The sequence below is a fragment of the Methylobacterium sp. EM32 genome (assembly GCF_040593685.1).
Taxonomy (GTDB): Bacteria; Pseudomonadota; Alphaproteobacteria; order Rhizobiales; family Beijerinckiaceae; genus Methylobacterium.
This window is the reverse complement of the sequence record NZ_JBEXZS010000178.1, coordinates 1-20,836: the sequence shown is the minus strand read 5'-3', so window position 1 is coordinate 20,836 and position 20,836 is coordinate 1. Positions and strand designations below refer to the sequence as shown.

Sequence of the window (20,836 nt, the reverse complement as noted above, 5' to 3'; positions counted from 1 at the left end):
GCCTTTCGGCCCGGACGGGCTTCGTTCGCGGCGGGTGCGGACGCCGCCACGCTGCCCGCGGCCGCGCGACGTTACGGTTAACCGCGGCCGGCGGATCGCCGCGCCACCGCCCCTGCCGCAGTACCGCTGCAATGCGAAATCGGAACTTTTTCCTGGAACATCCGGGTGTTGCGCTCGCCGCCCGACATCCGCGCCATCGTCGTACACGCCACTAGGAATATATCCAAAATTGTCCTTTTAAGGCTAATTTAAGCCTTCCGGTCCAGGTTTTGGATGATTTTTGATCCCAGGTAAGAGTGCGGTATGTTCCGGAAGCAACGTGAGACGGTGTCCGACGCGACGTTGGCCGCATTCGACAAGTCTCTGGCCATCATCGAGTTCGATCTCGACGGCACGGTCATCAAGGCCAACGCCAATTTCCTCAACCTGCTCGACTATCGGCTCGACGAGATCGTCGGCCAGCATCACCGGATGTTCGTCGATCCGCAGGAGGCTGCCGCGCCGGACTACGCCGAATTCTGGGCGAAGCTGCGCGGGGGTCAGTTCTTCGCCGACGAGTTCCTGCGCTTCGGCAAGAACCGCAAGCGCATCTGGCTCGAGGCGACCTACAACCCGATCCTCGACGCCTCCGGCAAGCCGATCAAAGTGGTCAAGCTCGCCGCCGACATCACCAGGAAGAAGAACGAGATCAGCCGTCTCCTGACGATGATCGAGGGCATGCCGGTCGCGGTGATGACCGCCGACCCGCACAACGAGTTCCGCATCGACTACATGAACGACGCCTCGCGCCGGACGCTCGGCCCGCTGGGGCAGTACCTGCCGGTCTCGACCGACCTGATGGTCGGCACCTCGATAGACGTGTTCCACAAGGACCCCTCGCACCAGCGCCGGATGCTGAAGGATGCGAGCCGGCTGCCGCACCGGACCAAGATCAAGCTCGGGCCGGAGACGCTCGACCTCCAGGTCTCGGCGATCATGGGGCCGGACGGCACCTATCTCGGGCCGATGCTGACCTGGGCGGTGGTCACCGCGCAGGTGAACATGGCCTCCGACGTGTCGCAGGTGGTGAACGCCATGGGCGCGGCGGTCGAGGAGATGCAGCGCTCCGCCGCCGGCCTCGGCCACTCGGCCGATGAGGCCCGCGAGCGCGCCGCCACGGTGGCGGCCGGCTCTGAGGAGATGACCGCCTCGATCCAGGAGATCTCGAACCAGGTCGGACGCGTCTCCGAGCGCGCCCAGCAGATCGCCGCCCAGGCCGAGGCGACCGACGCCACGGTGCGCACCCTCTCGAACAAGGCGCGCGAGGTCGATTCGGTGGTCGGCATGATCTCGACCATCGCCGACCAGACCAACCTGCTGGCGCTCAACGCCACGATCGAGGCGGCCCGCGCCGGCGCGGCGGGGCGGGGCTTCGCGGTCGTTGCGGCGGAGGTCAAGGAACTCGCCGGCCAGACTGCCAAGGCGACCGGCGAGATCACCCAGCGAATCGGTGACATCCAAGGGGCGACGAGCGAGGCGGTGGCGGCGATCGCCACCATCACCAACGCGGTGGCGGAGCTGTCGCGGCTGACGCTCGCCATCGCCAGCGCCGTCGAGCAGCAGGCGGCCACGACGCAGGAGGTCTCGACCAACATCGTGGCGGTCTCGAACGCCGCGAGTGCCACCGGGCGGATCGCCGAGAGCGTCCGGACGGTGTCGGAGACCCTCGCCGGTCATTCCGGCGGCCTCACGGGCAGTGTCGAGAAGTTCCTGAAGGCCGGCTGACGCAAGGCCGGAAACCGCGGACGGGACGAGGGCGGCGGAGCCGGGCTCCGCCGCCCTTCTTTTTGCTACAACGGGATGTTGTCGTGCTTCTTCCAGGGCTGCTCGCTCTCCTTGGTGCGGAGCATGGCGAGCGCCCGGGCGACGCGCCGCCGGGTCGAATGCGGCATGATCACCTCGTCGATATAGCCGCGCTCGGCGGCCACGAAGGGCGACATGAAGCGCTCCTCGTACTCGGCGGTACGCGCCGCGATCTTGTCCGGGTCGCCGAGGTCCTGGCGGAAGATGATCTCGACCGCGCCCTTGGCGCCCATCACGGCGATCTGCGCCGTCGGCCAGGCGTAGTTCACGTCGCCGCCGACATGCTTCGACGCCATCACGTCGTAGGCGCCGCCGAAGGCCTTGCGGGTGATGACGGTGACGAGCGGCACCGTCGCCTGGCTGTAGGCGAAGAGGAGCTTCGCGCCGTGCTTGATCAGGCCGCCGTATTCCTGCGCGGTGCCCGGCAGGAAGCCCGGCACGTCGACGAAGGTGACGATCGGGATCGAGAACGCGTCGCAGAAGCGCACGAAGCGGGCGGCCTTGCGCGAGGCGTCCGAGTCGAGCACGCCCGCCAGCACCATCGGCTGGTTGGCGACGAAGCCGACGGTGCGCCCCTCGATGCGGCCGAAGCCCGTGATGATGTTGCGGGCGTAGGCCGACTGGATCTCGAAGAAGTCGCCCTCGTCGACCACCCGCCGAATCAGCTCGCCCATGTCGTAGGGCTTGTTCGGGTTGTCGGGGATCAGGGTGTCGAGGCTGCGGTCGAGGCGGGACGGGTCGTCGAAGCTCTCGAGCTCCGGCACGCCGGCCTGGTTGTTCGCCGGCAGGAAGTCCATCAGGCGCCGGATCTGCAGCAGCGCCTCGACGTCGTTCTCGTAGGAGCCGTCGGCGATCGACGACTTCGAGGTGTGGACCTTGGCGCCGCCGAGCTCTTCCGCCGTCACCACCTCGTTGGTCACGGTCTTGACCACGTCCGGGCCGGTCACGAACATGTAGCTCGTGTCGCGCACCATGAAGATGAAGTCGGTCATCGCCGGCGAGTAGACGTCGCCGCCGGCGCACGGCCCCATGATCACCGAGATCTGCGGGATCACGCCCGACGCCGTGACGTTGCGCTTGAACACCTCGCCGTAGCCGCCGAGCGCCGCGACGCCCTCCTGGATGCGGGCGCCGCCGGCATCGAACAGGCCGATGATCGGGGCGCGCATCTTGAGCGCCATGTCTTGGACCTTGATGATCTTCTGGGCGTGCGCCTCGGAGAGCGAGCCGCCGAAGACCGTGAAGTCCTTGGAGAAGACGAAGACGGCGCGGCCGTTGATGGTGCCCCAGCCGGTGATGACGCCGTCGCCCGGGATCTTCTGCTTCTCCATCCCGAAATCGATCGAGCGGTGCTGGACGAACATGTCGAATTCCTCGAACGACCCGGAGTCGAGGAGGAGCTCGATGCGCTCGCGCGCGGTGAGCTTGCCGCGCTTGTGCTGCGCCGCGACCCGGCTCTCGCCGCCGCCGACCCGCGCCTGCGCGCGCCGCTGGTCGAGCCGATCGAGGATGTCCTTCATGCTGTCGCCCATTCCTGAAGAAGAGTCGCGCGCCCGCCGGAGAGGCTGCCGACTTGGGGACCTGCCCCGCATCGGACCCTGCCCTGTCAGACTTGGCCGTGGCAGACTTGGCCGTGAAGCGGCCTTAGCACGCGCCGGGGCGCCGCGAAAACACGGTCTTTTCGGGCGAGGCACAGGTCTCGCGCAGGTCTTGGCCGAACGGGCGCCGGCCGGAACGGACAAGGCCGCGCCCTCCCCTCACGGGGGTGGCGCGGCCCTCGATCCGGCGATCGCCGTTCCGGATCAGGAGAGCCCCTGGCCCGGCTCCTCCTCGCGGGCGAGGCGCAGCAGGCTCTGGCCGTAATTGGTCTTGGCGAAGAGCTGGCCGCGAGCCACCACCTGCTCGCGGGTGATGAAGCCCTGGAGGTAGGCGATCTCCTCCAGGCAGGCGACCTGCATGCCCTGGCGGTGCTGGATGACGCGGACGAACTCGCCCGCTTCGAGCAGGTTGTCGTGGGTCCCGGTGTCGAGCCAGGCATAGCCGCGGGACATGCACTCGACGTGGAGCTGGCCGCGGTCGAGATAGGCCTGGTTGACGTCGGTGATCTCGAGTTCGCCGCGGGGCGACGGCTTCACCGCTGCCGCGATGTCGAGCACCTGATTGTCGTAGAAGTAGAGGCCGGTCACCGCCCAGGGCGATTCCGGGTTCTTCGGCTTCTCGACGAGCTTGGTAGCCCGGCCCTGCTTGTCGAGGGTGACGACGCCGTAGGCCTCCGGCTGGTCGACGTGGTAGGCGAACACCGTCGCGCCGGTCTCGCGCGCCTTGGCCTTGGCCAGGAGCTGGCGCATGCCGGCGCCGAAGAACAGGTTGTCGCCGAGCACCAGCGCGACCGAATCGTCGCCGACGAATTCGCGGCCGATGATGAAGGCCTGGGCCAGGCCCTCGGGCTTCGGCTGCAGCGCGTAGGAGATGCTGATCCCGAACTGTTCGCCGGTGCCGAACAGGCGCTTGTAGTTGTCGATATGCTCCGGCGACGAGATCAGCAGGATGTCGCGGATCCCAGCGAGCATCAGCACCGAGACCGGATAGTAGATCATCGGCTTGTCGTAGACCGGCAGCAGCTGCTTGTTGATCGCCAGCGTCGCCGGGTGCAGCCGCGTGCCGGATCCGCCGGCGAGCACGATGCCCTTCATGGTGAAATACTCCTCTAGAGCATTTTCCGACGAAATGAACACCGGTTCGTCATAGAAAATGCGTCAAAGTTGAAGACTTTGAGAATTATCCGATCGCGACGCGATCGGATAATGCTTTAGGCTTGTTTCGTAGCAGGACCGATCAGCTGGTCCAGGATGTCGTCGAGGGCCGCCTGCCACGGGCGGGGCGTGAGGCCGAAGGCGGCGGTCAGCGTCTCCGTCGAGAGCTCGGAATTGGCCGGCCGGGTAACCGGGGTCTTGAACGCCGTGCTGGGGATCGGCTCGACCGGCACCGCGCGGGCGCCGCGCGAGCCTGCGCCCGCCATGATGGCGCGGGCGAAGTCGTACCAGGTCGTCGCCCCGGCATTGACGCAGTGATAGGTGCCGGCGGGGGCATCCCCATCCGCGGCGAAGCGCAGCGCGATGGCCGCGAGCGCGGCCGCGAGGTCGCCGGCCGAGGTCGGGCAGCCGCGCTGGTCGTCGACCACCGTCAGCTTGTCGCGCTCGGCCGAAAGCCGCAGCATCGTCTTGACGAAGTTCGCCCGGTGCGGGCTCACCACCCAGGCCGTGCGCACCACCGCGTGGCGCGGGTTGCCGGTGCGCACCGCCATCTCGCCGGCGGCCTTGCTGGCGCCGTAGACGCTCACCGGGTTCACGGGGGCGTCCGCGGCATAGGCGCCGGTGCCTGATCCGTCGAACACGTAATCGGTCGAGACGTGGACGAGGGAGATGCCGGCCTTCGCCGTCTCCGCCGCCAGATAGGCGGGGGCGAGCGCGTTGAGCCGCCAGGCCGCCGCGACGTCGCTCTCAGCCTTGTCGACCGCCGTGTAGGCGGCGGTGTTGATCACCGCGGCCCATGGCCGCTCGGCGACGGCGCGGGCGACCGCGGCCTCGTCGGTGATGTCGAGGGCGTCCCGGGTCGGGGCGTGGATCGCCACGTCCGCCCCGAAGGATTGCCGCTGCAATTCGGTGCCGACCTGGCCGCCGCCGCCGAGGACGAGAATCTCCCGCGTCATCTCTCGCGTCATGGCTTCACTCCGCCGAGAGGCCGAGGCGCTCGCCGGAATAGCGGCCCTCGCGGATCGGGCGCCACCAGGACTCGTTGTCGAGGTACCAGCGCACGGTGTCCTCGAGCGCCTGCTCGAAGGTGCGGGAGGGCTTGTAGCCGACCTCGGCCTCCGCCTTGCTCGGGTCGATGGCGTAGCGCCGGTCGTGGCCGGGACGGTCGGTGACGAACTGGATCAGGCGCTCGTGCGGGCCGGCCTCGGGACGGAGGCGATCGAAGATCGCGCACAGCGTCTTGACCACATCGAGGTTGTTGCGCACCGAGCGGCCGCCGAGCAGGTAGGTCTCGCCGATCCGCCCCTTCCCCAGCACCGCGACGAGGCCGCGGGCGTGGTCCTCGACGTGGATCCAGTCGCGCTCGTTCTGGCCGTCGCCGTAGACCGGAAGGTTCTTGCCCTCCAGCGCGTTGAGGATCATCAGCGGAATCAGCTTCTCGGGGAAGTGCCGCGGTCCGTAATTGTTCGAGCAGTTGGTCACCAGCACTGGCAGGCCGTAGGTCTCGTGCCAGGCCCGTGCCAGATGGTCGGAGGCCGCCTTCGAGGCCGAGTAGGGCGAGCGCGGGTCGTAGCGGCTGTCCTCGGTGAAGAAGCCGCCCGGGGGCAGCGAGCCGTAGACCTCGTCGGTCGAGACGTGGAGGAAGCGGAAGGCGTCGCGCTCCGCGCCGGACAGCCCGTTGTAGTAGGCGCGGGCCGCCTCCAGCATCACCTGGGTGCCGACCACGTTGGTGCGGATGAAGGCGCCCGGCCCGGTGATCGAGCGGTCGACGTGGCTCTCGGCGGCGAGATGCATCACCGCCTGCGGGCGGAACTCCTCGAAGAGGCTCGAGACCCTCTCGTGGTCGCAGATATCGGCTTCGGCGAAGCGGTGCCGGTTGTCGCCCTTGAGCGGCATCAGCGAGATCGGGTTCGCCGCGTAGGTCAGCGCGTCGAGGGTAAGGACCTCGTGGCCGAGGTCTTGGACGAGGTGCAGGACCAGGGCCGAGCCGATGAAGCCGCAGCCGCCCGTGACGAGGATGCGCATGGGGTGGGTGATCTCCTGGAAAGCCGCGTCGCGTGAGCCGGGCGCGGGGAAACGAGGCGGGCCGGCTCGCCTTCTGATTGTAACCGATCGCCGCCGGAACGGCAGGGCCTCAGAACAGCGGCGGCAGCTCGGCGAAGCGGGGCGCGGCCTTGTCCTTGGCCGAGAGCTGGGCCTCGGCCTCGCTCACCGGCCAGTCGATGCCGAGATCGGGGTCGTTCCAGAGCAGGCAGCCGTCATGCTCCGGGCTGTAGACGCCGCCGGCGACCTTGTAGGCCACCATCGTGTCCGGCTCGAGGGTGCAGAAGCCGTGGCCGAAGCCGATCGGCACGTAGAGCTGGTGGCCGTTCTCGGCGTCGAGGCGGGCGGCGACGTGCTGGCCGTAGGTCGGCTGGTCCCTGCGCAGGTCGACCACGACGTCGAGGATCGCGCCCGAGAGCGCCCGGATCAGCTTGGCCTGGGCGAAGGGGTGGCGCTGGAAATGCAGGCCGCGGACGGTGCCCTGTTGCGCCGAGAAGGACTGGTTGTCCTGGATGAAGTGGTCCTCGACGCCGTGCGCGGCCAGGATGTCGGCGCGGTAGGTCTCCGAGAACCAGCCGCGCGCATCGCCGTGCCGCTTCGGGATCACGAGCTTCACCGCCGGGATCGCCTGATCGATGACCTGCATTCCTGCCCACCTTCCGAAATCGCGCGGCCTGACGAGTGCCGGGGCTCATGCCCCGCAATGATGGCACAACCGCGTCGGCCGGCCCTGCCAGGAGCGTAGTTCCGCAGCCTCTACTTCGCCGGTGCGAGATGAGCAAGGTCGGTGGGCCCTCGGCTACCGCCGGGCGAGACCATCCCCAAGAGCCGGCATTGCACCCCGGCCGGCGCGTCGCGCGCAGGGACGGCTCTCGGTGGAGCGTCATTGCGGGATCATCGCGGCAATATTTGCGATGGCGAGGGCAAGCCGCTCGTTCAACGGTAGAATATGGCCGCGGCCGGGCGATACCACCGGGCCGCGCCTGCGTCATCCGTGCCGCGCAGGTCCCGCCTGTAGCATTAAAGCATCATGCGTGACGCTTCAATGTCAGCCACCGACCACCCGCGCGGCGTCTATTCACCTCAGGCGGCCGCGAGGGCCGCCGTGATCGCCTCCAGGGCGGCCTCGGCCGCCGCACCGTCGGGGCCGCCGGCCTGGGCCATGTCGCGGCGCCCGCCGCCGCCCTTGCCGCCGAGCCGCTCCGATCCCGCCCGCACCAGGGCGACGGCGTCGAACCGGCCGGTCAGGTCTTCGGTCACGCCGACCACGAGGCCGGCCTTGCCGTCCGGCGCCACGCCGACGATCGCCACGATTCCGGAGCCGAGCCGCTTCTTGCCCTCGTCGGCCAGGCTCTTGAGGTCGCGCATCTCGACCCCCTGCACGACGCGTGCCATCAGCTTGGTGCCGGCGACGTCCTGCACGGCGTCCTCGCCCCCGCTGCCGCCCCCGCCCATGGCGAGCTTGCGGCGCGCGTCGGAGAGTTCGCGCTCCATCCGGCGGCGCTCGTCGAGGAGGGCCGCCAGGCGCTCGGGCGCCTCGGCGACCGACACCTTGAGCAGGCCCGCCAGCGCCGCGAGCTGGCGGCTCTCGCCGGCGAGGTGGCGGCGGGCGGCATCTCCGGTCATCGCCTCGATCCGGCGCACCCCGGCGCCGACGGCGCTCTCGGCGAGGATCGTCACGACACCGATATCGCCGGTGCGCCCGACATGGGTGCCACCGCACAATTCGATCGAGAAGGTCTTGGCCCGGCCGTCGGGGGCATGATCGCGCCCCATCGAGACGACGCGCACCTCCTCGCCGTACTTCTCGCCGAACAGCGCGCGGGCGCCCGACGCGATGGCGTCGTCGACCGCCATCAGCTTCGTCACTACCGGCTCGTTTTGGAGCAGCACGCGGTTGGCGATCTCCTCGACCTTCGTCAGTTCGTCGGCCTCGATCGGCTTCGGATGGCTGATGTCGAAGCGCAGGCGCTCGGGGGCGACGAGCGAGCCCTTCTGGGCGACGTGGTCGCCGAGCACCTGGCGCAGGGCCTCGTGCAGGAGGTGCGTGGCGGAGTGGTTGGCGCGGATCGCCGAGCGGCGGGCGTGATCCACCTTCAGCTCGACCGCCTGGCCGAGGCTCAGGGAGCCTTCCTCGACCGCGACGTGGTGGACGAACAGGTCGCCGAGCTTCCTCTCGGTCGCGGTGACGCGGGCCTTGAGACCAGAACCATTGGAGGATTGGCCGGTGATCGTGCCGGTATCGCCGACCTGACCGCCGGACTCGCCGTAGAACGGCGTCTGGGTGACGACGAGGAGACCCTCCTCACCGGCCGCGATCCCCTCGACCTCGGCGCCGCCGCGCACCAGCGCGGTGACGACGGCCTCGGCTTCCTCCGTGTCGTAGCCGAGGAACTCGGTGGCGCCGGTGCGCTCGCGCAACGCGTACCACAGGGTCTCGGTGGCGGCCTCGCCCGAACCCGACCAGGCCGCGCGGGCGGCGGCCCGCTGGCGCCCCATCGCGGCCGAGAAGCCGTCGGTGTCGACCGTGATGCCGCGGGACTTCAGCGCGTCCTGGGTCAGGTCGAGGGGGAAGCCGTAGGTGTCGTAGAGGGTGAAGGCGGTCTCGCCCGACAGGCTCTGCCCCTCCGAGAGGTCGCGGGTCTCGGCGTCGAGGATCGACAGGCCGCGCTCCAGCGTGCGGCGGAACCGCGTCTCCTCCAGGCGCAGGGTCTCGGCGATCAGGCTCTCGGCCCGCGCGAGCTCCGGGTAGGCCTGGCCCATCTCGCGCACCAGCGTCGGCACCAGACGGTACATCATCGGGTCGCGGGAGCCGAGGAGCTGGGCGTGGCGCATGGCGCGGCGCATGATCCGGCGCAGCACGTAGCCGCGCCCCTCGTTGCTCGGCAGCACCCCGTCGGCGACGAGGAAGGACGAGGCGCGCAGGTGGTCGGCGATGACCCGGTAGGAGGCAGTCGCCTTGCCCTCGGGCGCCCGCCCGACCTGATGGGCCACGGCGTCGATCAGGCTGCGGAACAGGTCGGTGTCGTAGTTGCTCTTCACGCCCTGGAGGATCGCCGCCATGCGCTCGAGGCCCATGCCGGTATCGATCGAGGGCCGCGGCAGGTCGACCCGGTTGCCCGGCTCGATCTGCTCGTACTGCATGAACACGAGGTTCCAGAATTCGAGGAAGCGGTCGCCGTCCTCCTCCGGGCTGCCGGGCGGGCCGCCCCACAGCTCCGGGCCCTGGTCGATGAAGATCTCCGAGCACGGCCCGCAGGGGCCGGTATCGCCCATCTGCCAGAAATTGTCGGAGGTGCCGATGCGGATGATGCGATCGTCGGAGAAGCCGGCGATCTTGCGCCACAGGGTGGCGGCGTCCTCGTCGTCGGCATAGACCGTGACCAGGAGCTTCTCGGGCGAGAGCCCGAATTCCTTGGTGACAAGATTCCAGGCGAGCTCGATCGCCAGCGGCTTGAAATAGTCGCCGAACGAGAAATTGCCCAGCATCTCGAAGAAGGTATGGTGGCGCGCGGTGTACCCGACATTGTCGAGGTCGTTGTGCTTGCCGCCGGCGCGCACGCATTTCTGGGCCGTGACGGCGCGCTGGTAGGGCCGCTTCTCGACGCCGGTGAAGACGTTCTTGAACTGCACCATGCCGGCGTTGGTGAACATCAACGTCGGATCGTTGCGCGGCACCAGCGGCGAGGACGGCACCGCTTCGTGGCCGTGCTTGGCGAAGTAGTCCAGGAAGGTGGACCGGATCTCGTTGACGCCACTCATGGGAAGAATCGTCTCTGCGGAAGGCGGGCCGGGCGGGCTCAGGACATCGGCGCATCGCGGGCGGCCCGCGGATGCATCCGCGTGTCTTTAGTCACGCGCTCCCCCCGTGTCGAGGCGGGCTCGGGCCGCTATCTGAGCCTGACGCAAGCGCGGCCGCCGGCCCGCCCGGCAGGACCCGTACCTCATGACCGATGAAATCCGCCTCCTCGCCTTCTCGGCCGCCCTCGGCTTCGTCCACATCGTGGCGGCCTCCGCCGCCGGCCTCGGCCAGCGCGGCGGGCTGACCTGGGCGGCGGGCAACCGCGAGAGCGAGGGCGAGGTCACCGGGGCCGCGGCGCGGCTCCAGCGCGCGTCGAAGAACTTCTTCGAGACCTTCCCGCTCTTCGCCGCCCTGGTGCTGGCCGCGTCGGTCTCAGGGAGGCAGGGCGGCGCGGTGGCCTGGGGCGCCGAGCTCTACTTCTGGGCACGGCTCCTCTACCTGCCGATCTACGGCTTCGGCATTCCGTGGATCCGCACGCCGGTCTGGGGCGTCGCGATCGTCGGCATCGGCTTCGTGTTCGCCGGGCTGTTCGGCTGGGCCGGGCCGGGCGCCCTGTAACGAAGAAGGACCGCCGCGCTCGACGCGCGGCGGTCCCGGATCTCGTCAGACCGGACCCGCAGGGATCAGGCCGAACCCTCGTCGAGGTCGTCGGCCGTGGGCGTCGCGTTCTCGAGGATCTTGTCGGCGACGAGGCCCGAATTCTGCCGGATCGAGGCCTCGATCTTGTTGGCGATGTCGGGGTTGTCGCGCAGGAAGCCCTTCGAGTTCTCGCGGCCCTGGCCGAGGCGCTGGCTGTCATAGGAGAACCAGGCGCCCGACTTCTCGACGATGCCGGCCTTGACGCCGAGGTCGATCAGCTCGCCGACCTTCGACACGCCCTCGCCGAACATGATGTCGAACTCGACCTGCTTGAACGGCGGCGCCACCTTGTTCTTGACCACCTTGACCCGGACGCTGTTGCCGATCGGCTGATCACGGTCCTTGAGGGTCGAGATGCGGCGGATGTCGAGGCGCACCGAGGCGTAGAACTTCAGGGCGTTGCCGCCCGTGGTGGTCTCGGGGCTGCCGTACATCACGCCGATCTTCATCCGGATCTGGTTGATGAAGATGACCATGCAGTTCGAGCGCGAGATCGAGCCGGTGAGCTTGCGCAGGGCTTGGCTCATCAGGCGGGCCTGGAGGCCCGGCTGCTGGTCGCCCATCTCGCCCTCGATCTCGGCCCGCGGTGTAAGCGCGGCCACCGAATCGACCACCAGCACGTCGATGGCGCCGGAGCGCACCAGGGTGTCGGTGATCTCGAGGGCCTGCTCGCCGGTATCGGGCTGCGAGATCAGGAGGTCGTCGAGGTTGACGCCGAGCTTGCGGGCATAGACCGGATCGAGGGCGTGCTCGGCATCCACGAAGGCGCAGACGCCGCCCTTCTTCTGGGCCTCGGCGATGGTGTGGAGGGCGAGCGTGGTCTTGCCGGAGGATTCCGGGCCGTAGATCTCGATCACGCGCCCGCGCGGCAGGCCGCCGACGCCGAGCGCGATGTCGAGGCCGAGGGAGCCGGTCGAGACGACCTCGACCTCCTGCACCTTGTCGCCCTTGCCGAGCCGCATGATCGAGCCCTTGCCGAAGGCGCGCTCGATCTGGGCGAGGGCGGCATCGATCGCCTTCGACTTGTCTTTGTCCATGGTCGGGTTTTCCACCAGTCGCATCTGGGGCTGAGCCATCTCGGCGGGTCCTTATGGCAGGAGGGGCGGCAAGTCTCAATCGCGCGGCTGGGTTTTATGTACTCGTTTTGTTCTCAGTCGGCAAGGGCGGATGGGGACATCGCTGGGGGATTCGTCAGGGAATCAGGTGCTCTCGAGGGCCGCAGCAGGTTGGCGTTCGACCAGGAGGGCCAGCCGGTCCCGGCGAAGTCGCGGTCGTGGCTCCAGATGTCGGCGTCGAGGAGCCAGGCGCAGCCGAGGACGTGGGCGTCGCTGGCCGAGCCGTTGCGGGAGGCGACGGCGTCCGAGAGCACGCGGGCAGCACGATCGAGAAAGACAGCATAAGCATGGGCTGCGATCACATTGATGCCTCCCAGAATCGCCTCTTCGCGCGCCAGCGCGTCAGATGGAAGATCCGATAGGCCTCCTCTCAACACGCGCCGTGCTTCTTCGGCGACGCGTGCCGAGGTCGCGATAGAGCGCTTGCGCGAGATCGCCTCGAAAGCTGGCAGGGAGCGGCGCCCCAGGACGGCGCTCAGGATAATATTCGTATCGATAACCAGAACGTCGGAGGGACGCCATCGCGGGGCGATCTCCACATCCGACTTCTCGGTCACTCTGCGCCACGCTCGGACAGCAGCCGATCGATGGCAGCCTCTTCCTCAGGCGAGTGCTTGGCCGCAGCTGCCCTGATGTCTGCCAACACCTGTTGCATGTACTCCTGCGGCACGCTGTGGATCGGCAGCAGGACGCCGACCGTCGCGGTGCCGTTCTTGATCGGAACCGGATGCGGCAGCGCCTGGATGGCGCCGGCCGACATCTCCTAGAGTTCGCGCATGCTGATCGCGCTCTTCATGGCAGCCTCCTCGTTACAGACATGAATGTGAGCCCGGTGGGCGGCGGCCACAAGGATGCGATCCGCGTGCCCTCACCCCGCCATCGTGGTCTTCACCGTCTCGACGAGCTGCTTGAGGCTGAAGGGCTTGGGCAGGAAGTTGAACTCCTCGCCGTCGGGCAGGTTCTTGCGGAAGGCGTCCTCGGCGTAGCCGGAGACGAAGATCACCTTCAGGGCCGGGTGGGCCTTGCGCAATTCGCGCAGCAGGGTCGGGCCGTCCATCTCCGGCATCACCACGTCGGAGACGACGAGGTCGACCGGCACGTCGCGCTCCTGCATGATCTGCAGGGCCTCGAGGCCGGAGGCCGCCTCGAGCACGGTGTAGCCCCGCGCGGTGAGCGCCCGGCCGTTGACGGCGCGGACCGGGTCCTCGTCCTCGACGAGCAGGATCGTGCCGACGCCGGTGAGGTCGCGGGCGGGCGCCTTGGGAGCTTCCGCCGCGGCCGCGGCGGCCGCCGGGGCAGCGCCGGGCGCGGGCGGGGCGGTCTCGGGCAACGCCTCGGGCGCTTCCGCCTCCGGCACCGGCACGTGCCGCGGCAGGTAGATGGCGAAGACCGTGCCCTGGCCGACGGTCGAGCGCACGTCGATGTAGCCGCCGGACTGCTTGACGATGCCGAACACCGTCGAGAGGCCGAGACCCGTGCCCTTGTTGACCTCCTTCGTGGTGAAGAACGGCTCGAAGATCTTCTCCATCACCTCTGGGGTCATGCCGGTGCCGGTGTCGCTGACCTCGATCAGCACGTGGTCGGCGCCCGGCAGGCCGTTGAGGCGCAAGGACCCCACGGCTTCTGCGGCCATGTTGGCGGTACGGATCAGCAGGCGCCCGCCGTCGGGCATCGCGTCGCGGGCATTGACCGCGAGGTTCACGATCACCTGCTCGAATTGGTTGACGTCGGCCTTGACCGGCCAGAGGTCGCGGCCGTGCTTCAGGTCGAGTTCGACCCGCTCGCCGAGCAGGCGCTTCAGAAGCAGGGTGAGGTCGGAGAGCGCTTCGCCGAGATGGATCACCTCCGGCCGCAGGGTCTGGCGGCGCGAGAAGGCCAGCAGCTGCCGCACCAGGCTCGCGGCCCGGTTGGCGTTCTGCTTGATCTGCATGATGTCCTGGAAGGCCGGATCGGCCGGCCGGTGGCTCGCCAGCAAGAGGTCGGAATAGCCGATGATCGCCTGCAGCACGTTGTTGAAGTCGTGCGCGATGCCGCCGGCGAGCTGGCCGACCATCTCCATCTTCTGGGCCTGGTTGACCTGCTGCTGGAGCTGGTGCTGGGCCGTGGTGTCGAGGGCGTAGAGGATCACCGCGCCCTCCGCGCCGCCGGCGGTGCCGGCGGGGCTGAGCCAGATCCGGGCCGAGCGGTTGACCGGCGCCGAGACCCCGACCTCGACCGGCGGCACGTCGCCCCGCCCCTCCGCCGCGGCCAAAGCCGCGGCCTCGATCACGTGGCGGTCGCGCTCGACCACGAAGTCGCGCACCGGCGGACCCAGCTCGCTGCCGTCGCCGGTGCGCGGCAAGGTGCCGAACAGGCGGGCGAAGGAGGCGTTGGCGCGGACCAGCCGTCCGTCGGCGGCGAGCGTCGCCACCGCAACCGGACTGGTGTTGAAGAAGCGGTCGAAGCGCAGCTCCGCCGCCTGTTGGGGATCGTCGGTCTCCCCGCCGGCGGAGCGGTTGAGCACGAGGGTGCGCGAATCGCCCGGCCGGCCGTCCTGGCCGTAGGCGACGCGATGGTAGAGCCGGGCCGAGAGCGGGTGGCCGTTGCGCCGGCGCAGATCCAGGTCGAAGCGGTCGGTGCGGACCTCGCCGGGCTGGCCGTTGCCGCCGATCAGCACCGGCCCGAGATCGTCGGGCAGGATCTCGGACAGGCGCAATCCGCCCGAGCCGACCTGCGCCAGGTCGTGGCCGAGCCAGGCGGCGAGCGTCGCGTTCATGTAGACGACCGACCCCTTGGGATCGACCGCCATGAAGCCCGCCGGCGCATGGTCGAGGTAGTCGATCGCGTGCTGGAGCTCCTGGAAGACGTTCTCCTGGCGCTCGCGCTCGTGGGTGATGTCGGCGACGCTCCACAGGGAGACCGGCCGGCGCGGCAGCGGCAGCGGCCGCACGCCGATGCGGAACCACGCGAAGTCGCGCTCCGCCGCCCCGCCCGGCGGGGGCGCCATGCGGATCTCCTCCGACAGGGAGCGGCCCTCGCGCGCGGCCTGCGCCAGGCGGTAGACCGCCTCGGACACTTCCGGCGAGCCGACGAAGACCCGCTCGACGGGGCGCAGGTTGGTGAAAGTGTCGCTGCCGGCGAGCTTCAGATAGGCGGCATTGGCGTAGATCGGCCGGCCGCCTTCCTCCATGGCGATCATGCCGTCGGGGGCGGCGTCGACCACCGCCTTGGTGACGTCGTTGCGGGTACCCTGGCCGGTGAGCTGGATCGCCCCGATGGCGAAGGCGAACAGGCAGAACACGCCCGCCATGGCGAGCAGCGCGAGCAGGCCGAGGATGATCGGCTGCGCCTGCTCGTTGGCGACGAAGCTCAGGCCTACCGCCGCGCCGACCAGCAGGCCGGCGAGCAGCAGGAGCAGGCTGACCCGGCCGGGCCGCTCGGAGCGGTCGAGGGCGGCCTCCGCCGCGGATGAGCTCAACTCCGGCATGTCGCCTCGACACTCCCCAGGGGCCGGACTCGAAGCCGGACCCAAATCCTTCGGCCCGTAGAGGCCGGTCTCGTCCGATCCCTAGCAGGCGCGGCGTTTCCGTGGAATGAACCCGGTTCGTTCCGGGGCCGGATCGGCCGCGTCAGTGCTCCGCACGACACTCCCGCCCCAGAGCATTCTCCGACGAAGCGGACACCGGTTCGTCGCAGAAAATGCGGCAAAATCAGAGACTGGAGAAGCTTCGCGATGGCAACGCGATCGTGAAGCGCTCTAGACCCAAGCGCAACGCTCAGTGCCGCCGGCGCAGGCGCAGCACGTAGCCGATCACCTCGGCCACGGCGCGGTAATGCTCGGGCGGCACCGCGGCGTCGATCTCGACGGTGGCGTGGAGCGCGCGCGCCAGCGGCGGGTTCTCGACCACCGGCACGCCGTGCTCGCGCGCCACCTCGCGGATGCGCAGGGCCAGCGCGTCGACGCCCTTGGCGACGCAGACCGGCGCGGCCATCCCGGCCTCGTAGCGCAGCGCCACCGCGTAGTGGGTCGGGTTCGTGACGATCACGCTCGCGCTCGGCACCGCCGCCATCATGCGCTTCTTGACCCGCTGCATGCGGATCTGGCGCAGGCGCCCCTTCACCTCCGGGTTACCGTCCTGCTCCTTCATCTCCTCCTTGAGTTCCTGCTTCGACATCCGCAGGCGCGCCCGCCAGCGGTAGCGCTGGTAGAGCGCGTCGCCGAGGGTGACGACGACGTAGGCAGCCAGCACCGCGCCCATCAGCCGCAGGCAGAGCGCCAGGGTGGCGCGGAGCAGCGCGGGCGGTTCGAGCTGCGCCAGGGCTTCGAGCCGGTCGCGGTCCCCCCACAGGACGAGGCCGGCGGCGACGCCGACGAGCAGGATCTTGACGACGCCCTTGCCGAACTGGAACCACGCCTCCGGGCCGAACAGCCGCTTGGCGCCGGCCATCGGCGAGACGCGGGACCATTTCGGCGCAAGCGTCTCGGTGGTCCAGACCAGGGGATGCTGGAACAGGCCGCCGACGAGGCCCGCCGCCGCCACGGCCCCCATCGGCACCGCGAGGGCGAGGAGCCCGGCGACGAGGGCCCGGCGGCCGAAGGCGAGGTAGCCGGCGGGATCGGACGGCACCTCGTGCAGGTGGGCGAGGAGGCCGCGCAGGTCGGCGAAGAGGCCGCGGGCGAGGGGCGCGGCGGCGATCATCAGCACCAGCGTGAAGGCGCCGAACATCAGGAAGGTGTTGACCTCCTGGCTGGTGGCGACGTCGCCGCGCTTGATCGCGTCGTCGAGGCGTCGCTGGGTCGGGTCTTCGGTGCGGTCTTCCTGGTCGGCCTGCTCCGACATCCCTTCACGCCCTCCCGAGATCGGCCAGGAAGCGGCCGAGATCGTCGACGAACACCCCCATGATCACCCCGACCGTGGCGAGGAAGACCAGCATGCCGATCAGGATCGAGGCCGGGGTGGCGACGAAGAACACCTGCATCTGCGGCATCAGGCGCGAGAGCACGCCGAGGCCGAGGTTGAACAGGATGCCGAAGGCGATGAACGGCGCCGAGATCTGCACCGCCAGGGTGAAGCCGCGGGTCACCGCCTGCACCGCGAAGGCGGCGGCGTCGCCGGTCGACGGCATGCCGACCGGCGGCATCAGGGCGTAGGAATCGCGGATGCCGGCGAGCGCCAGGTGGTGCAGGTCGGCGGCGAGCACCAGGGTGAGGCCGAGCAGGCTTAAAAAACTGCCGAGCGTCGCCTGCTGGTTGCCGAGCGCGGGATCGACCGTCATGGCGTAGGCGAGGCCGAGCTGCTGGGCGATGATGGTGCCGGCGGTCTGGAGCGCGGCGATCACCGCCCGCACGCTCAGGCCCAGCACCAGCCCGACCGCGATCTCACCGATCAGCACGCCGATCAGCACCGTACCGGCGCCGCCGGGCTCAGGGCCCGCCCCCCCCGGCAGCAGCGGACGGGCGACCGGAAACAGCACGAGCGAGAGCAGCACCGCGAAGGCGAGGCGCAGGCGCGGGCTGACCATCGCCTCGCCGATGCCCGGCATCAGCATCACCAGCGTGCCGACCCGCGCGAAGGTGAGGAGGTAGGCTGAGGCGAGGCCGGGCAGGAGGAGGTTCACGTCCGGGGAGATCCGGGGAGCGGGTGATCCGGGGCTTATTCAGCGTGCTCGACGGAATTGCTAGCCACTGCGTCATTCCGGGGCCGCGCGAGCGGAGCCCGGAAGCCAGAACCGCCGGTGGTTCCGGAAAAAGCTGGCTGCGCTCCGCATCATCCTGAACCTTCAGCGGTTCTGGATCCCGGGCTCCGCTCGCGCGGCCCCGGGATGACGCGGAGGGTGTCAGTTCCGTCGCGAGACAACGACGCGCGACAATCCTCTCCCGCTCAACCCCCCGTGGCGATCCGTGCCGCGATCCGGGTCATGTAGCCGGCGAGGGCATCGCCCATGAAGGGCAGCATCAGCATCATCGCGGCGAGCACCGCGACGATCTTGGGCACGTAGATCAGGGTCTGCTCCTGGATCTGGGTCAGGGCCTGGAACAGCGACACCGCCAGGCCGACGACCAGGGCGACGACCATCGGGGGGCCGGCGACCTTCAGGAAGGTGACGATGCCGTCGCGCGCGACGTCGAGAATGGCGAGGCCGGTCATCGGCGGAGACGATTCCTTAAATCTGCATCCGCATGATGTCCTCGTAGGCCGAGATCACCCGGTCGCGCACCGCCACCAGGGTCTGGAGTGCGGTCTCGCTCTCGGCCACCGCGGTCACCACGTCGACGACGTTGGCCTTGCCGCCGGCGACCGCAAGGGCCTGCTCGTCGGCGCGCTTGCCGGCCTCCGCCACCCCGTCGAAGGCGGAGGACAGGAGCTGGGTGAAGCCGCCCTCCCCCGCGCCGGCGACGCCGGAGGCGGGCGTGCGGGCCATGTTCTGGATTGCCGCGTAGGCGCCGGCGGCGAAAGCGTTGCTGGTCATGGTCAGGCCTTCAGGATGTCGATGGTGCGCGACACCATCCGGTTGGTGAGCGTGACCATGTTGAGGTTCGCCTCGTAGGAGCGCTGGGCCTCGCGCATGTCGACGGTCTCGACGAGGACGTTGACGTTGGGCATCCGCACCGTGCCGTTGGCGTCGGCGGCGGGGTTGCCCGGGTCCTGCTTGGAGCGAAACGGGCCCTGGTCGCGACGCACGCGCCCGAGATCCACCACCGAAGCGTCGAGCTCGCGGTCGACGTGGTTGGTGAAGGTCGGGATCTTGCGCCGGTAGGGCTCGGCGGCGGCGCTGGTCGGCGCCGAATCCGCATTGGCGATGTTCTCGGAGATCACCCGCATCCGGCCCGACTGGACCTTGAGCCCGGAGGCCGCGATGCCGATCGCCTTGTTGAAATCCATGGAACCCACCTCGGCTCGGGCTGACGACGGAAACGGGAGACGGCCGGTCGTGACAGACCGGCGATGGTATCGTGAACGCAGGAGGACTGAGTGTCTCTCACACAACTCCCGATCACCGTCGTCGCTCGCTGCGGAAGCGTCAGCACGGCGGGAGCTGGATGAGGTGCACTTACTTGCCGACCGCGGTGCGCAGGGTCTGAAGGCTCTTGCGGTAGAGCAGGCTGGCGAGCTGGTAGTCGCCCTGGTTGTCGGCGGCCTTCAGCATCTCGTCCTCGAGGCTCACCGCGTTGCCGCTCGGCATCATCTCGAAGCGCGTGCCGGTCCGCTCCTCGGCCGGGGCGGCCTGGCCGGTGCCGGCGAGGTGCACGAGGCTCGTGCGCTCCATGCCGACGCCCGGCAGGCCGGCGGCCGCGAGGCTGCCGTCGGGACGGAAGCGCGGCGCCTTGAGCTCGCGCGCCCGGAAGCCGGGCGTATCGGCATTGGCGACGTTCTCCGCCAGGACCTTCTGGCGCGTCTGCTGCCACTGCATCCGATTGCGCAACATCGCGACGAGGGGGAGATCGGTGACCGACACGGGCGGGCCTTCCGGGTTTCGACCGGCACAATCTGCCTAGCGCATGGTTAAAACCTGGTTAAGACGAACCCTGTCCGCCGGTCCCACGCGGCTGATCCGCAACGCCTCTCAAAGCTGTTAACGATATGTAAACGTCCCCTGCGCAGGCCGGCCACAGCCGTGCTAGAAGGCTCCCCATCGTCGGCGTACCCCGCGTGCGCCTCATCTGAGAGACCGCGCTTTGCTCTCCTCGATCCTCGGGACGGACGGTTCGCCCTTGCTCTCCTACCTGATCGTCTTCCTGATCATGGTCGTGCTCCTCAGCCTGTTCGCTTTCGGGGCGAAACGGTTTGCCCGGGGGCGCCTCACCCTGGGAGGCAATGGCGGGACCAGCCGCAGCCGGCAGCCACGGCTCGGCATCGTCGACATCTACGAATTGGATCGGCAGCGTCAGCTGATCCTGTTGCGGCGCGACAACACCGAGCACCTTCTGCTCGTCGGCGGTCCCAACGACGTGGTGGTCGAGCGCAACATCGTGCGCGCCGGCGCCGCCCGGGTCTCGGCGGAGCTGGCCGACCGCCAGGAGCCCGAGGCCGAGGCCCCGCTCCCCCTGCCGGCCGGCACCGAGCCGGCGCCGCTGCCCCCGCCCTTCCCCGAGCCGGAACTGCCGCGGCCGCCCGCGCCGGAGCCCGAGCGGGTCGCCGCCGCCTTCGCGCCGGGCCCGCGGCCGGACGCCCCGATGCCGGATCTCGGGCCCGAGCCGTCGCGGTCGGCATCGCGCTTCAACGCCTCGCGCCGGGTCGAGCCGCCGAGCCTGCGTGCCGCCCGCCAGGCGCCGCCGCCCCTCGAAGTCCCGCTCGCCGAGCCGCCGCCCTTCACGGCGCCCGTGCCGCCGGTGGTCCCCGTTCCCCCGCCGATGCCGGAACCGGTCCTGCCGCCCGAGCCGGTACCCGCACCGGCCGGCACCCGCGGGGCCGAGCCGCGCAACGTCGACGCGGCGATCCTCAACGACATGGCCCGCCAACTGGAAGAGGCCCTGCGCCGTCCCTCCTCGGCGGTGGCGCCGGCCCGCCCGACCGCCCCGGTCGCGAGCCCGCCGCCCGAGCCGGTCGCCGTGCCGCCGCTGCCCGAGCCGGCTCCGCCGCCCCCGCCGGAACCGGAGCCCGAACCGGAGCCCGCGCTGCCAGAGCCGCCTCCTCCGCTGCCAGAGCCGCCGCCCTTCACGG

General features: G+C 69.6%; 19 protein-coding genes. 3 read left to right on the top strand and 16 right to left on the bottom strand.

Features of this window, described 5'->3' with window-relative positions; genetic code table 11:
* The first annotated feature begins 303 nt into the window (after positions 1 to 303).
* A complete protein-coding gene (locus ABZT49_RS23650; protein WP_355289531.1) occupies positions 304 to 1,764 on the top strand; it encodes a methyl-accepting chemotaxis protein in 1,461 nt (486 codons plus the stop codon).
* A gap of 65 nt (positions 1,765 to 1,829) precedes the next feature.
* Here ABZT49_RS23650 and ABZT49_RS23645 read toward each other — a convergent pair whose 3' ends face one another.
* The 6 genes from ABZT49_RS23645 to alaS form a co-directional block, all read right to left on the bottom strand.
* Positions 1,830 to 3,362 (bottom strand): acyl-CoA carboxylase subunit beta, encoded by a 1,533-nt coding sequence (locus tag ABZT49_RS23645; protein ID WP_355289529.1) that lies wholly within the window; start codon positions 3,360 to 3,362, stop codon positions 1,830 to 1,832.
* A gap of 282 nt (positions 3,363 to 3,644) precedes the next feature.
* Positions 3,645 to 4,535 carry a glucose-1-phosphate thymidylyltransferase RfbA gene (gene rfbA, locus ABZT49_RS23640; RefSeq protein WP_355289527.1) on the bottom strand — a complete coding sequence of 297 codons (891 nt, stop codon included), beginning with the start codon at positions 4,533 to 4,535 and terminating at the stop codon, positions 3,645 to 3,647.
* A 116-nt stretch (positions 4,536 to 4,651) separates the two neighbouring features.
* A complete protein-coding gene (gene rfbD, locus ABZT49_RS23635) occupies positions 4,652 to 5,563 on the bottom strand; it encodes a dTDP-4-dehydrorhamnose reductase (protein WP_355289525.1) in 912 nt (303 codons plus the stop codon).
* Positions 5,564 to 5,567: 4 nt separating this feature from the next.
* Entirely contained in the window at positions 5,568 to 6,620 is a 1,053-nt protein-coding gene (gene rfbB / locus ABZT49_RS23630) for a dTDP-glucose 4,6-dehydratase (protein ID WP_355289523.1), read from the bottom strand.
* 109 nt (positions 6,621 to 6,729) lie between these two features.
* Entirely contained in the window at positions 6,730 to 7,284 is a 555-nt protein-coding gene (gene rfbC, locus ABZT49_RS23625) for a dTDP-4-dehydrorhamnose 3,5-epimerase (protein WP_355289521.1), read from the bottom strand.
* 437 nt (positions 7,285 to 7,721) lie between these two features.
* Positions 7,722 to 10,400 (bottom strand): alanine--tRNA ligase, encoded by a 2,679-nt coding sequence (alaS, locus tag ABZT49_RS23620; RefSeq protein ID WP_355289519.1) that lies wholly within the window; start codon positions 10,398 to 10,400, stop codon positions 7,722 to 7,724.
* A 184-nt stretch (positions 10,401 to 10,584) separates the two neighbouring features.
* Between alaS and ABZT49_RS23615 the strand changes: the two genes are divergently transcribed.
* Positions 10,585 to 10,998, top strand: a complete 414-nt coding sequence (locus tag ABZT49_RS23615) for an MAPEG family protein (RefSeq protein WP_355289517.1) — start codon at positions 10,585 to 10,587, stop codon at positions 10,996 to 10,998.
* Between the two features lie 65 nt (positions 10,999 to 11,063).
* On the opposite strand, the gene recA is transcribed toward ABZT49_RS23615, so the two are convergent.
* From recA to flgB, 10 genes are all read right to left on the bottom strand, one after another.
* Positions 11,064 to 12,155, bottom strand: a complete 1,092-nt coding sequence (gene recA, locus ABZT49_RS23610) for a recombinase RecA (protein WP_048449888.1) — start codon at positions 12,153 to 12,155, stop codon at positions 11,064 to 11,066.
* Between the two features lie 74 nt (positions 12,156 to 12,229).
* Positions 12,230 to 12,751, bottom strand: a complete 522-nt coding sequence (locus ABZT49_RS23605) for a PIN domain-containing protein (RefSeq protein WP_355289515.1) — start codon at positions 12,749 to 12,751, stop codon at positions 12,230 to 12,232.
* Entirely contained in the window at positions 12,748 to 12,954 is a 207-nt protein-coding gene (locus ABZT49_RS23600) for a hypothetical protein (protein ID WP_355289513.1), read from the bottom strand. The genes ABZT49_RS23605 and ABZT49_RS23600 overlap by 4 nt, the downstream gene beginning before the upstream one ends.
* A gap of 108 nt (positions 12,955 to 13,062) precedes the next feature.
* Positions 13,063 to 15,660: a cell cycle histidine kinase CckA gene (gene cckA / locus ABZT49_RS23595; RefSeq protein ID WP_355289511.1), complete on the bottom strand. Its 2,598-nt coding sequence runs from the start codon at positions 15,658 to 15,660 to the stop codon at positions 13,063 to 13,065.
* A gap of 289 nt (positions 15,661 to 15,949) precedes the next feature.
* On the bottom strand, positions 15,950 to 17,014 hold the full coding sequence (flhB, locus tag ABZT49_RS23590; protein ID WP_355289509.1) for a flagellar biosynthesis protein FlhB: 1,065 nt from the start codon (positions 17,012 to 17,014) through the stop codon (positions 15,950 to 15,952).
* Between the two features lie 4 nt (positions 17,015 to 17,018).
* Positions 17,019 to 17,792, bottom strand: a complete 774-nt coding sequence (gene fliR, locus ABZT49_RS23585; RefSeq protein WP_355289507.1) for a flagellar biosynthetic protein FliR — start codon at positions 17,790 to 17,792, stop codon at positions 17,019 to 17,021.
* A gap of 263 nt (positions 17,793 to 18,055) precedes the next feature.
* Positions 18,056 to 18,322: a flagellar biosynthesis protein FliQ gene (gene fliQ / locus ABZT49_RS23580; protein ID WP_093566543.1), complete on the bottom strand. Its 267-nt coding sequence runs from the start codon at positions 18,320 to 18,322 to the stop codon at positions 18,056 to 18,058.
* A 16-nt stretch (positions 18,323 to 18,338) separates the two neighbouring features.
* Positions 18,339 to 18,644: a flagellar hook-basal body complex protein FliE gene (locus ABZT49_RS23575; protein WP_109972819.1), complete on the bottom strand. Its 306-nt coding sequence runs from the start codon at positions 18,642 to 18,644 to the stop codon at positions 18,339 to 18,341.
* A 2-nt stretch (positions 18,645 to 18,646) separates the two neighbouring features.
* On the bottom strand, positions 18,647 to 19,057 hold the full coding sequence (flgC, locus tag ABZT49_RS23570) for a flagellar basal body rod protein FlgC (RefSeq protein ID WP_355289505.1): 411 nt from the start codon (positions 19,055 to 19,057) through the stop codon (positions 18,647 to 18,649).
* A gap of 169 nt (positions 19,058 to 19,226) precedes the next feature.
* Positions 19,227 to 19,631 (bottom strand): flagellar basal body rod protein FlgB, encoded by a 405-nt coding sequence (gene flgB, locus ABZT49_RS23565; protein ID WP_355289503.1) that lies wholly within the window; start codon positions 19,629 to 19,631, stop codon positions 19,227 to 19,229.
* A 256-nt stretch (positions 19,632 to 19,887) separates the two neighbouring features.
* On the opposite strand from flgB, the gene ABZT49_RS23560 reads away from it, so the two are divergent.
* Positions 19,888 to 20,836, top strand: a 949-nt coding sequence (locus ABZT49_RS23560; protein WP_355289502.1) for a hypothetical protein, incomplete at its 3' end; no start/stop codon positions are given.